The sequence below is a fragment of the Parabacteroides sp. PM6-13 genome (assembly GCF_029892605.1).
GTDB lineage: Bacteria > Bacteroidota > Bacteroidia > Bacteroidales > Tannerellaceae > QVMG01.
Map to the genome: position 1 here is coordinate 370,592 of NZ_JARXWF010000001.1, position 13,576 is coordinate 384,167.

At 48.2% G+C, this 13,576-nt stretch carries 11 protein-coding genes; 7 read left to right on the forward strand and 4 right to left on the reverse strand.

Going from position 1 to position 13,576, the window contains the following annotated elements; genetic code table 11:
• Nucleotides 1-157: 157 nt before the first annotated feature.
• The 7 genes from M2134_RS01440 to tsf all read left to right on the forward strand — a co-directional run bounded on the left by M2134_RS01440 (nt 158) and on the right by tsf (nt 8,444).
• Nucleotides 158-3,445, forward strand: coding sequence for a hypothetical protein (locus tag M2134_RS01440; protein ID WP_280749620.1), 3,288 nt, complete (start codon nt 158-160; stop codon nt 3,443-3,445).
• Between the two features lie 1,395 nt (nt 3,446-4,840).
• The gene (locus M2134_RS01445; protein ID WP_280749621.1) at nt 4,841-5,074 is read left to right on the forward strand and encodes a DUF4160 domain-containing protein; all 234 of its coding nucleotides are present in this window, start codon (nt 4,841-4,843) and stop codon (nt 5,072-5,074) included.
• A 33-nt stretch (nt 5,075-5,107) separates the two neighbouring features.
• Nucleotides 5,108-5,521 (forward strand): DUF2442 domain-containing protein, encoded by a 414-nt coding sequence (locus tag M2134_RS01450; RefSeq protein ID WP_280749622.1) that lies wholly within the window; start codon nt 5,108-5,110, stop codon nt 5,519-5,521.
• 230 nt (nt 5,522-5,751) lie between these two features.
• A complete protein-coding gene (gene rplM, locus M2134_RS01455; RefSeq protein ID WP_280749623.1) occupies nt 5,752-6,207 on the forward strand; it encodes a 50S ribosomal protein L13 in 456 nt (151 codons plus the stop codon).
• Nucleotides 6,208-6,212: 5 nt separating this feature from the next.
• Complete coding sequence (rpsI, locus tag M2134_RS01460) at nt 6,213-6,599, forward strand: 30S ribosomal protein S9 (RefSeq protein WP_280749624.1); 387 nt, start codon at nt 6,213-6,215, stop codon at nt 6,597-6,599.
• Between the two features lie 137 nt (nt 6,600-6,736).
• Entirely contained in the window at nt 6,737-7,588 is an 852-nt protein-coding gene (gene rpsB / locus M2134_RS01465; RefSeq protein ID WP_280749625.1) for a 30S ribosomal protein S2, read from the forward strand.
• A gap of 31 nt (nt 7,589-7,619) precedes the next feature.
• On the forward strand, nt 7,620-8,444 hold the full coding sequence (gene tsf, locus M2134_RS01470; protein WP_280749626.1) for a translation elongation factor Ts: 825 nt from the start codon (nt 7,620-7,622) through the stop codon (nt 8,442-8,444).
• Between the two features lie 112 nt (nt 8,445-8,556).
• On the opposite strand, the gene M2134_RS01475 is transcribed toward tsf, so the two are convergent.
• The 4 genes from M2134_RS01475 to M2134_RS01490 all read right to left on the reverse strand — a co-directional run bounded on the left by M2134_RS01475 (nt 8,557) and on the right by M2134_RS01490 (nt 13,527).
• Nucleotides 8,557-8,925 (reverse strand): DMT family protein, encoded by a 369-nt coding sequence (locus M2134_RS01475; RefSeq protein ID WP_280749627.1) that lies wholly within the window; start codon nt 8,923-8,925, stop codon nt 8,557-8,559.
• 82 nt (nt 8,926-9,007) lie between these two features.
• A complete protein-coding gene (locus tag M2134_RS01480) occupies nt 9,008-10,201 on the reverse strand; it encodes a pyridoxal phosphate-dependent aminotransferase (protein ID WP_280749628.1) in 1,194 nt (397 codons plus the stop codon).
• An 80-nt stretch (nt 10,202-10,281) separates the two neighbouring features.
• Nucleotides 10,282-11,496 (reverse strand): bifunctional 3,4-dihydroxy-2-butanone-4-phosphate synthase/GTP cyclohydrolase II, encoded by a 1,215-nt coding sequence (locus M2134_RS01485; protein ID WP_280749629.1) that lies wholly within the window; start codon nt 11,494-11,496, stop codon nt 10,282-10,284.
• Between the two features lie 87 nt (nt 11,497-11,583).
• Nucleotides 11,584-13,527 (reverse strand): LptF/LptG family permease, encoded by a 1,944-nt coding sequence (locus M2134_RS01490; RefSeq protein ID WP_280749630.1) that lies wholly within the window; start codon nt 13,525-13,527, stop codon nt 11,584-11,586.
• Nucleotides 13,528-13,576: the final 49 nt, after the last annotated feature.

Here is a 13,576-nt window from a genome sequence, read left to right on the forward strand (position 1 = left end):
GAAAAGAAAATACAATATTTTACATGAAAATTATAGATTGTTTTTTTATTGTTTTAGTCTATTTTTCCCGTACGACCCCTCTTTTCGTTCGATACAAGATTTTGTATCTTGTCATCCCGAATCATGCAAAACACAAATTAGTACAATAGTCTAATCCATGAAAAAGTTATTCTTATTTAGTGTAGCCATCCTATTCGCTTTCGGGATGGCTCATGGACGTGAAAATAGTCAGCTACAACAAAAGGCAAAGAAATTTTCTATCCAGGCAGTTAACCTGATCAGCGATCGGGAGGTTGAGATTGTCTGCTCGACAAAGCCGGCCAACAGCCAAGAGGTGTACGACGCGTTCACCATCACAGTCGACGGAATAAAAATCGCATATAGCTACCTCTCCTACTTCGATTTCGGGACATACGCCAACGCGCCGGTGATCAATATCCGCCTGGCTACCCCCTTGGAGACTGGCACCTGGAAAGGCAAAACAGGCAATGCCCGCACACCGGGCGAAAACACCCAGGCCACCTTAGGCCCTAAAGCCGCAGCGCGCGTGAAGGTGGCCAGCGGCAAACAGACCGTGACCGCCCGCTGGGTCCCCTTCTATGATTATATGAATATAGGATCGAAATCGAAACTGACCGTTACCGGCAGCCAGGCGTGCGCCACCACGGCAGCAAACGACAAACACCTGGGCACGGCCTACTCCCACGAGCATGTGATCGACTATGCCGCCGGTGGCATCCACCGGATGACCGGACGCGCGGAACTGATCACCCAAAACGCAGTAGACTACGGGGTAGCCGTTATGCTGGTCGGCCCGGGTCAATCGGTTTACGAAGCGCCCCAATGGCGCGAGCTCTTCAACCCCGACGATTACAAAACACGCCGGGTCATCGAAGGCACCATCGACAAGCCCATCATCGTGGCAACCGCCGACGATGTGATGCGCCAGCCAAGCAACGCCGGGATGGATCGCCCACAAAGCGACTTCTTCTACCTGGGCGAGGCGTTTGCCCGGTTGTTCTGGCAGGTGGCGGTCAACGGCATGGACGACAGCGTCACCCTGGGATGCCGACGTACCCCCCGCAGCGTCTATAACGCACCGGACGACTTCCGCTACGACAAACATATCGCTGCCGCCTATGCCAAAGCGAAGGAAGAGAACCGTTATCCCCATGTCGGGATGATGAAAAGCCTGGAGGACTATTTTGTCTACGGCACTATGATCTTCTATGAGTTCATTCCCGAATCGGCCGACGGCAGCTGGCAAGCCACCGGTGGCCCGGTCAATACCCGCGAAGAGCTCAAGCGCTACGACAACAACCTCTACCAAGCCCTGTGCGGCATCTATGGGGAATGGGAATATTTCTCGAGCGAGAACAGCGAAGGGTTCGACAGAGGCCGAGACGGCGTACGCTCTGCCATGCCCTGGTTTTGGCACTGTCAGGTCGACAACTACGATATCAACGCCCGCCCCTACCCGCCTCTCGATATGGAACACGTATGGGTTATTTCAGAGAATCAGATAGAGATCCGCTTCAACCGGGAGGTGAAAGACATGAGCAACCTCTACGATGCCGACAACTGGCGCATACAACACAGCGCCGACAACGGAAAGAGCTGGCAGGACATCCCTCACACCATGGCAGGGGGCTATCTGTGGCGAGCCATCACCCTGGCGCTCCCCCGCGACTCGGAGTTCCGCTTCACCGTGGGCAGCTATGGACGCAGCTTCTTCGGATTCAACCAGAAGGATATTGACGAACGGAAAGTATCGGCCGGCGGATGGATCGACGACAACGAACAGGCGAGCCCCACCGCGTTGGCATTCGGGCAGTTTATCAACCTAGAAGAGGCAACAGCCAACTACGGCGCCGGCATGAACGGCCGTTTCCGCGTGCAATACCTCGGACATTCTCCCGTAGCCGACTGGGCCGGCAACCAGCTCCCGACCGCAAACACCTACGAAGCAAATTTCAAGCCCTGGATAGGCAATGTCTACCGCAGCCCGCTCACCGGCGTCTATATCTATGGCGACACGGAGGTATCCAAAGAGGTCATGTTGCTCTCTGGTATGTATTACGACCTGGGCATCTCGAACAACCAACAGCACACATACGCCACCTGGCCCAGCGGAAAGCCCTACACCGAAGCCGAGATTGCCTCCTCTTCGAAGTTCGACCGGCCGGGGCAGCGGATTGCCGATTTTGCCGTCAAACGCCAGGGCGGTATGCTGGTGGTCGCCGAAGGACAACACGCCAACCAACAAGCAGAGCGCAGGGGACAGCAGAGTGGCAACTACCACAGCTCACTCTACGTGGAGGGCTGGGGTGGTAATATCTTCCAGGATCAGGCCAACAACATCACCCGCGACTACAAGATGACCCGCTATAAAAACGAGTTTCTGCTCTATCACGAAGGGGGACACGGCATCGACAGCTACACCGGAGCCACCAGCTATGCGCCCTGGGTATACACCAATATCACCTCGGCGCACGACACCGCCCGCAGCGAAGAGAACGGCCGACGATACTACGACGAGAACAATGTGGGTGCCTACCTATCCAGCCGAGGCGAATATGTATCGACCGGCACCACCTACTGGCACGGTACGATGCGCGAATCGAAAGACGGCACCAACGACGGCACCTGGGTTCCGGTGAGCAACCGCTGGGAGTTCTACCGATACGACCCATGGGGCTTCGAGGCGTTGAAACGCGCCTTATGGACAGGCGACCTGGGATTGTGGTACGAGAACAAAGTGGGCGATCCGGCCTATCGCGTATTGCCCAGTGATTGGAAATACCTGCAAAACGACGACGAACTCAACCGCTACCTGACGCTCCGATCCGGCCTGTACGGACAGGGCGAGACCGTGAAAATCGACAGCGAGAACGCCCTGATAGCCTGGGGCTGTACCGTATTCGAAACCTTGCGCGACGACCCCTACAACAACTACCACAATCCGCTGATCAAATGGGTCTCCTGGTCGACACCGATGATTTACGATATCACGGTAAAGAAGTCATCCAACCCGGAGTTCCCACATAATAATATGGGATTCAAGGGCGGCGTCCTCTACTATCCCGACGCGGCAGAGCCACGCAGCTTCCTCAACCCGTTCCTGCGTCCCGGCGGCGTTAAAAGACCGGTGCGAACAGCCGAAGAAGAGGCCTTGCTTGCCCCGGTAAGCGGCAAAGCAGCTAACCTGAGTCTCAAAACCCCGGTACTCCCGGTGTTTGAATTCAGCCAGGCAGCCGCAATCACCATCGACAACGCCCAGAGCAGCTTCGCCGTCAAGGTGAATGGCAAACGCTTAGGCTTCCGCTACTTCGACAGCGACGATAACAAAGTCACCCTATACCTAAACTGGCCGGTAGAAAAAGGCGACCTTATCGAAATCACCGTTCTATCTACCCAGCAGACGATTCGCTTTCAAGGGGAGTAGGCAAAACGGTAAACAAATGTTAATTCACCCGATTTTCCAAAAATCGCCAACTACCATTTTGTCAAAATCGCCCGACTTTTTTTCCAAAAACGTAGGGGTATTTAAAATTAGTCGCAGGAGTAACACTTTTTAACGTATCATATTGTAAAGCGAAATGGCGGTTTTGCTTACATTTTGTATTTTAACATTTCGAGAGATATTGTATGGTTCATCCGGCGAATGCGTATTTTTTACATTATAATCAAATTGGAGGGGATTGGAAGGAGAAAGGAAAAGGGAGAAAGGAGAAAGGGAGAAGATGGGAAGATTGCGGGGAAGCACGCCGCAGGCGTGAGATTATGCATAACCGTATGCAAGCGTAGCGCAGCTTACGGTAGTGAATCCTCTATATAAAAAGCCCCGCATGGGGCGGGATTATGGCAGATCTCGCACCTGCGGCGCTTGATTGACAGGGAGTCGCTATACCGTAAGCTGCGCTATGCTTGCATACGGTTATGCATAATCTCGCGCTGGCAGCGCGATCCCCACCTTCCGTTCTTACAAAATCTGAAGATAAAGACATACTAAACATAGTGACAAAATTTCTCCTCCTTAGCAAAGGAGGAGTACGGCGAGGTACGAGCCGGGAGGTGGTTTGATCTTATATATATGTCTATTTGCCAACAACATACCATGTACAAAGAGTTACACCAAACCACCTCCCCCTCTCTGCGTTCGGGTACTCCTCCTTTGCTAAGGAGGAGAAAATTTGATACTATTTTTATGACACCTTCCCAAATTGGAAGATTTTATTTATATGACTGAAAGTCACAGAGAGCCTGGAAGGCTGAGTCCCAGCGGGACGAAGACTTAGCCCAGGGTAAGCAGGCTTTCAGCCTGCTTACCCTGGGTATCATGACAATATAATAAATTGAGTTCTGAAGGAACGATAGATACTTTGATAGAATATGTGATGATAGGTTCTGTAAATAGTGGATTTTTTCTTTCGTTCTTACAGAACTCATTTTTATATATCCATGGAATCCCAGGGTGGCGCAGGCCTTCAGCCTGCTTACCCGTGGGCTAAGTCTTCGTCCCGTTGGGACTCGGCCCTTCAGCCCTCTGTGGCCTTCAGCTATGAATATATATCCCAGCTCCTTCAAATCTTCAATTTTTACTATATCTAAAGACGTCCCTTTTTCCTTTCTCCTTTCTCCTTCAATATTACTAAATCTGAAGATCCGCTCCCACCTTCATCATTACACTACCTGAATTCAAATACGCATTTACCGGATGGACCTATTGTATGGTATGGGGAAGACATGGCATAACCCGAGGTTGGGATAAAACATCACCAAACAATTTGCAGGTTATAAATTTATATCCTATCTTTGCAGTAAACCAAAACTGAAACATATGCCAACATTACTTATTTTATTCGGATTGAGATTTTACTTTTTCACCAGAGATCATGAACCTATACTTATAGAAAGTTCAGATGGTGAAGCAAAGTTTGAGATAGAGACAGAAGTTAAACTTGTATACAACAGAGGGCTTAAACCTAAAGACATAAAATTGGCGGAAAGCATTCTGGAAGAGAACAAAGAGAATTTTATTAATGAATGGAAGAAAATTTTCGGTGGGGAATAATCCTCCGGAATTTTTCACAAAAAAACAAAAGCGATGAAAGCAACAAAAGTATGGTTCAGCCATGAGAAGATTTTTATCCTTCTGGATGATGGGCGCGAGCTTTGGCAGTCGCTTCTATGGTATCCTCGATTGAAAAAAGCGACTGATAAACAACGATTAGACTACAAGATAAAAAACGAAGGCATACGCTGGGAGGAGCTGGATGAAGATATAAGCCTGGCCAGTTTTTTATATGACGACCCAAAGCCCACAGGGGTTTCTTTGGTGTTTCGTACATTTCCCGAGCTAAACGCATCCGCCATGGCACGTCGGTTGGGCATGAAACAAAGTCTGCTTGCCGCCTATATCAGTGGCACCAAAAAGCCTTCGCCGGAACAAGAGAATCGTATTAAGGAGGCAATCCGTGATTTCGCCAGGGAGTTGAACGAAATAACCCAAAACCCCTAATTCTAAGTATCCTCAACCGCAAGCTCCACGCGGGCAAGGGAGAAAAAGAATCTAAAACCTTTTGTATTTACGGGAAAAACCGTACCTTTGCAAGCCGATTATTATCCGTAAATGTACTAAGAGTTTAATTCTTAGCGCATTATTGTATCAAATGTGTCCGAGCGATAATGCAAGCCTAAGGAGAAGACTCGATCGAAAAAAATGTTTTATTAATTAATTATTTAAAAGCAGTGGATACTTTAAGTTACAAGACCATTTCTGCAAACAAAGCAACTGTTAACAAAGAATGGGTGGTTGTAGACGCAGCCGATCAGACTTTGGGACGTCTTTGCTCAAAAGTTGCGAAACTTTTGCGCGGTAAGTACAAACCCAATTTCACCCCGCACGTTGATTGTGGTGATAATGTGATTATCATCAATGCAGAGAAAATCGTTCTGACAGGAAACAAATGGAACGATCGTATTTATTTGAGATATACCGGTTATCCCGGTGGACAGCGTGAGTTTACTCCTCAGGTTCTGATGGACAAGGGGGCGGATCGTTTGTTCCGTAAAGTAGTAAAAGGTATGTTGCCTAAGAACCGTCTGGGTGCCAAGATCCTGAAAAACCTCTATGTGTATGAAGGAGGCGAACATCCGCACGAAGCACAACAACCTAAGTCAATTGATATAAATTTATATAAATAATACCTATGGAAGTTGTAAATGCAATAGGAAGACGTAAAGCAGCTGTGGCTCGCGTATACGTTAGCGAAGGTACCGGAAAAATAACAATCAACAAACGTGATCTGGAAAACTACTTCCCATCCAGCATCCTGCAGTTCGTGGTGAAACAGCCATTGAACAAATTGGATGTAGCTGAAAAGTATGACATTAAGATCAACCTCGATGGAGGTGGCTTCAAAGGACAATCGGAAGCAGCTCGTCTGGCTATCGCCCGCGCATTGATCAAGATCAATCCGGAAGACAAACCAGCTTTGAGAGCAGAAGGTTTCGTAACCCGTGACCCACGCGAAGTGGAACGTAAGAAACCGGGACGTCCGAAAGCACGTAAGAGATTCCAGTTCAGTAAGCGTTAATGTTATTGTGAGTATCTCTTACAAAAAACAATGCGTTTAGTATCTAAATCGACAGGATTTCTTTTACATGCTGATATGTGGGAGGACTACCTGGGGATTGAACGAAACAAAGAATGTAAACGATTAAAAAACAAACCATGTCAAGAGTAAATTTTGATCAGTTATTAGAAGCCGGAGTTCACTTCGGACACTTAAAAAGAAAGTGGAACCCCGCGATGGCTCCTTATATATTCATGGAGCGCAATGGTATTCATATCATTGACTTATATAAAACAGTTGCTAAAGTAGATGAAGCTGCCGAAGTAATGAAAAACCTGGCTCGTCAGGGCAAGAAGGTGCTTTTCGTTGCTACGAAAAAACAAGCGAAACAAATCGTCGCCGATCAGGCATCAGCAATCGGTATGCCTTACGTGATTGAACGTTGGCCGGGTGGTATGTTGACCAACTTCCCAACAATCCGTAAAGCGATCAAGAAGATGACCACGATCGACAAGATGACGAAAGATGGTACATTCGATAATCTGTCTAAGAGAGAAAAACTGCAAATCACCCGCCAACGTGCAAAATTGGAAAAGACATTAGGTTCTATCGTAGACCTGACTCGTCTGCCTTCTGCTTTGTTCGTGGTAGACGTGATGAAAGAACATATTGCCGTACGCGAAGCGAACCGTCTGGGTATTCCCGTATTTGCTATGGTTGATACCAACTCGAATCCGCACAACATCGACTATGTGATTCCGGCAAACGACGATGCTTCTAAATCAGTAGAGGTAATCGTTGGCGCTATCTGCCAGGCCATGAAAGAAGGTTTGGAAGAACGCAAAGCGGAAAAAGTAGATACAGAAGCTGCCGGTGAAGGAGAAGCTCCACGCAGAGAACGTCGCACACGTGCTGCCGTGAAGAAAAACCCGAAAGCGGAAGGTGAGGTAGAAGAGGAAGTGGAAGCTCCGGAAGCTGCCGTTGAAGCAGAGGCAAAAGAAGAAGAATAATAAACCCGTAAATTAGAAAGGAATAAATACTATGGCTGTTACTATGGCTGACATTTCCAAACTGCGCAAAATGAGCGGAGCTGGAATGATGGATTGTAAAAATGCTTTAGCAGAATCAGAAGGTGATTTCGACAAAGCAATGGAGATCATTCGTAAGAAGGGACAGGCTGTGGCTGCAAAACGTTCTGACCGCGAAGCGGCTGAAGGTTGCGTATTGGCACAGGACAATGGCGAATTTGCTGCTATCGTTGCCCTGAAGTGTGAAACGGACTTCGTTGCGAAAGGGGAAGAATTCATCGGGCTGACACAGAATATCCTGAACGTTGCTTCAGACAAAATGCCGGCTTCTCTGGAAGAGTTGGCTGCTGCTCCGTTGGCTGACGGACGCGCTATCCAGGATCATATCACAGACCGTATCGGGGTAACCGGCGAAAAAATGGAACTTGGCTTCTATGAATTCGTGAAAGGTGCTTGTACGGTATCTTATATCCACCCGGGAAATAAACTGGCAACGATCGTTGCTTTCAACCAGACGGTAGACCGTCAGGTGGCACGCGACGTGGCTATGCAGGTGGCTGCTATGAATCCGGTAGCTATTACGCCGGCTGAAGTAGAACAGAAAATCATCGATCAGGAAATGGAAATCGCCCGCGACAAAGCTCGTCAGGCTGGCAAACCGGAAAACCTGTTGGATCGTATCGCCGAAGGCGCTATGCAGAAGTTCTACAAAGAAAACACCCTGTTGCAACAGGAATTCGTGAAAGACAACAAAATGACTATCGACCAGTATCTGAAACAACAGAACAAGGAGTTGACAGTGGTTGCTTTCAAACGCGTAACATTGAATGTAGATTAATTTCTATTTCGATCATAAAAAAAAGAGCCGGCCGGATCGCATGATCCGGCCGGCTCTTTTTTGGGAGGAAAGGTCGTTAAAGACTTTAAAGTCCTTAAAGTCCTTAAAGTCTTTACTTCATAAAAACAAAATAAACAGCCAACACCAGGCAAACGCACGCAGCCAGGTGGTTCCAGTGAAGGGATTCTCCTTTGAAAAAGATCGTTGCAAACAGCGTGAAGATAACCAGCGTGATCACCTCCTGAAGCACCTTGAGCTGCATCAATGAGAAGGGACCGTCGTTTCCAATGAAGCCAATCCGATTGGCAGGCACCTGCAGGCAGTATTCAAAGAAGGCCAATACCCAGGAGAAGAGGATGATGCTACCCAATCGCCAGTTATCGATAAGTTTCATCTCTTGCAACTTCAGGTGGCCATACCAGGCTAATGTCATAAAAATATTGGAACCGACAAGGAGTAATACGGTATATAATGCTTTCATATCAAAATAAAACAAAAGGTGTATGTATGCAAAAAAGCTATTCCCCGGAGGAAATAGCTTTTCTTTGTACTGATTCGTTGGCTTACTTCAGGTTAGCCAATGCTTTTTTCATACGGCTGATCGCTTCGATCAGGTTTTCGTCGGAGGTAGCATACGAGAAGCGCAAGCATTTCGGTGCACCGAAAGCAGCCCCCCCTACGGTAGCCACATGACCTACTTCCAACAGATACATCGCCAGGTCGCTCGCGTCGTTGACCGCACGGTCGCCCGCGCTCTTGCCGAAGTAATAATCCATTTCCGGGAACACATAGAAAGCACCCTGAGGAACATTCAGTTTGATACCCGGAATATCTTTGCAAAGATTGATCACCAGGTCGCGACGACGAAGGAAGGCTTCACGCATCTGCTCCACGCAGGTCTGGTCGCCATTGAAGGCCGCTACGGACGCTTTCTGCGCGATAGAGCTGGCTCCCGAGGTATATTGCCCCTGCAATTTATTACAAGCCTTAGCAATCCAAAGCGGAGCGGCGATAAAGCCGATACGCCAGCCGGTCATGGCATAAGCTTTAGAAACACCATTGATCACCACTACGCGGTCTTTGATCTCGCTGAACTGCGCGATGCTCTGGTGTTTGCCGATATAATTAATATGTTCATAGATCTCATCGGCCAATACGATCACGTTCGGATGTTTCGCCAATACCTCGGCCAATCCGCGCAGTTCCTCCTGCGAGTAAACACTTCCGGTCGGGTTGGATGGCGAACAGAGGATGAGCGCCTTGGTTTTCGGCGTGATGGCAGCTTCCAACTGAGCAGGCGTAATCTTGAAGTCCTGGTCGATACCGGCTTCAACAATCACATTGGTTCCTTCGGCCAGTTTAACCATCTCTACGTAGCTCACCCAGTAAGGAGCCGGCACGATCACCTCATCGCCCGGGCCGACAATGCTCAACAATACGTTACAAACCGACTGTTTCGCCCCACCGCTCACGATAATCTGATCGGTTGTATAGTCCAAATCGTTTTCCCGTTTCAGTTTGTCCACAATCGCCTTTCGAAGATCCATATATCCCGGTACGGGAGAATAGAATGAGAAGTTGTCGTCGATGGCTTTCTTAGCCGCCTCTTTGATATGATCCGGTGTGAAAAAATCAGGCTCACCAACACTCAGGTTGATCACATCAATACCCTGTGCTTTTAATTCCTGGCTCTTCTGCGACATCGCCAGCGTTTCCGAAGGCGACAAACTTGCTAAACGATCTGAAACTTGTGTCATAAAACTGTAATTTGTTATGTATTATATGAATTCGGCGACAAAAGTAACCATATTTCTCGATTTAGGCAACACTTTGTTATTTATTTGATATTGTGCAGCTGATGTCCCATCCGCTCTTTTTTTGTCTTCAGATAAAAGACATTATAGGCATTGGGCGTCACCTCGATAGGCACGTTTTCCACCACCGACAAACCATAGGCTTCCAGCCCCACACGCTTCACCGGATTATTGGTCATCAAACGCATCTTGGTCACCCCGATATGCCGGAGGATCTGTGCCCCTACCCCATAATCGCGCTCATCGGCCTGGTGACCTAAATGCAGATTCGCATCTACCGTATCCAAACCGTTTTCCTGCAATTTGTAAGCCTTCATCTTCTCCATCAAACCAATGCCGCGTCCCTCCTGGTTCAGGTAAACGACTACGCCTTCGCCCTCTTTTTCGATCATCTCCATGGATTTACGAAGTTGTTCGCCACACTCACAGCGCATCGATCCGAAGATATCTCCGGTCGCACACGAGGAATGAACGCGCACCAGGATGGGTTCATCTTTTTTGATCTCTCCTTTGATTAGGGCGATATGGTCTAATCCGTTGCTTTTCTGGCGGAACGGGATCAGACGGAAATGGCCGTGTTCGGTCGGCATATCCACTTCCACCCCCTTCTCTACGATCGACTCCGTTTGAAGACGATAGGCAATCAGGTCTTTTATGGTGATGATCTTGATACCGAATTTCTGCGACACTTTGATAAGATCGGGCAGACGAGCCATCGTTCCGTCCGGATTGATAATTTCTATCAACGCCCCGGCAGGATAGAGTCCGGCCAGACGAGCCAGGTCGACAGTTGCTTCCGTATGTCCCGAGCGACGCAATACGCCCCGGGAACGGGCACGAAGCGGACTGATGTGTCCCGGACGAGCCAGGTCGGTCGGCTTGGTCTCCGGATTTGCCAAGGCGAGAATCGTTTGCGCGCGGTCGTGCATAGAGACGCCGGTGGTACAGCCTTCGATCTTATCGACCGTCACCGTAAAGGGCGTATCATACATCGAGGTGTTTTGTTGCGCCTGCATCTCCAGTTCGAGTTCCTGGCAACGCTCTTCCGTAATGGGCGCACAGAGGAGTCCGCGTCCTTCCGACATCATGAAGTTGATCTTCTCGGGAGTAATCTTCTCGGCAGCGATAATGAAGTCGCCTTCGTTCTCACGATCTTCGTCGTCGACTACAATCAGAAATTTCCCTTCGCGGAAGTCTTCTATCGCCTCTTCTATGGTGTTCAGTTTAAATTCGTTCATGGTTTATAGCCTTTGTGTTAATTCGTTGACAAAAGTACAACAATTATTCCGAAGCCTTACGTACGGAATAATACAATATAACAATAATTAATGGGAAGTAATCAAAGAGAGCAGTTCCTCACTGGTGCGCTGCACCACCTTCACGTCGTGGTTAAGCAGCCTGCGCTTGTAGGTGGCAAGTAAATAGAGAGGCCCACCTATCGGGAAAAGGAGTGCAACAATAAGCCCCAACGTTGGGTTTATGTCGACATTCATCTGATAATAACCCGTCATAATAGGGTAATCCATCAGTTTATTGATAATAAGGATCTGATCCGAATTACCCAACTCCTCTACCAAAGACTCTACCTCGTCTGAGAAACGACGGGCAGAGGGATCTTTTCCGCCCTGTTTCCAGAAACTAAAATAATTGACCCAGCGCTTATGAGAAGAGAGGTATTGTGTACAATCAGCGATCAACTGCTGCAAACGAACAGAAGCCGTTTGGTAATCCGGGGCATAAATAATCACCTCCTTCATGTCTACCTTGCGGTCCGAACGTTTTCCTATCAGGTTCTTCAACGCGTTGATATAGGTATCGGCGTTTAGGATCACCGAGTCGTTTACCGCTTTATAGGTAAGGAATATACCCATAGGCGCCAAGACCGCCGTACTCAGCCACATCCCCTGCCAGGCATCCCATACACCCTCCTTGGCCATCTTAAAGCCGATATTATCGATGATGTAATAGAAGATGAAAAGCAATACAGAGATAATCACTGGCACTCCTAATCCTCCTTTACGAATGATCGCTCCCAAAGGCGCGCCAATAAAGAAGAAGAGCAGACAGGCTACGGATAGGGTGAATTTCTTATGCCATTCCGTCTTATGCCGCCGTAGAGTACTGGCCTCCGTGCCGATATTGGTGGCACGAAACATATAGTCGGTACGCGTATTATCAATGGAGTTTTTCACTCGGTTCAGGATGGTCGCCTGGCCACTCGGGCTTTGCGCCGCGTAATAGGTATCGAAATTGATTTGTGCCGCCTCCGTAGCTCGCACCTCATCCGAGCGCATAAACTCTTTGAAGTCGATCTCTTTTTTCTCCTCTTCGGGGGTATTGGCGTATTGAATCTGATTAAAGGATCGCTTGTAGGAGCTGGAGTAGACCGTACGCGCGTTCAGCGTATTGATACTGTCAAGGCGCACACTCATAGAGTCGATCGACAGTTGCAGGTCGTTCAAGTCTTTCCCGACATACATATTGGCCATAAGCGACTCGTCGTAACGGTTGAAATTGGCATCAAACTCAATCAATACCTCTTTACTTTTGAATGTCTCGCGACGGTAAGGAACGGCTGTTTGTCCCCGGTTTGAGGTTTGTTTACGCATATTCTCAAACGATTCACCGTCATACATCGTCAACACCAGGAAGAGCTTATCGTCAGAAGTCTTCAGGCGGCCGGAGTCGGCAAGAATCACCCGGGCATTATTGAAGCCATTCGAATAATCGTAGATCATCATGTCCTTCAACAGGCCGGTCTTCTTATCTTTCTCCTTTACATATACATTGAAGTTGGTGATTTCTTTATAGAAAGAGCCTTCCGGTATTTCCAGTTCCGGCGATTTATTACGGATAGAGCTTAAAAGGGTATAGAGTTTTACCTGAATCACCGGCATGGCGTTGTTCTGAAAAAAGAAGGCACCGATAGAGACAGCGACAATCAAGACCATCAACGGACGCATAATGTGTATCAACGACACACCGGCCGATTTCATAGCCAGCAATTCAAGGCGCTCACCCAGGTTACCGAATGTCATAAGCGAAGCAAGCAAAATAGCCAAAGGAAGCGCCATGGGGACCAACGACAAGGCGGCATACAGGAACATCTCGCCCAAGACAGACATCTCTAATCCCTTTCCAACCAGATCGTCAATGAAACGCCAGAGGAATTGCATCAATACAATAAACAGACAAATCCCGAACGTCATAACGAATAACGGCAGGAAAGTCTGTAATATAAATGTATATAATCGTTTTATTCTCAACATGGCCTATCCGGTTGAATGCGCAAAAGTAGTGTAAAAAACGATAATAAGC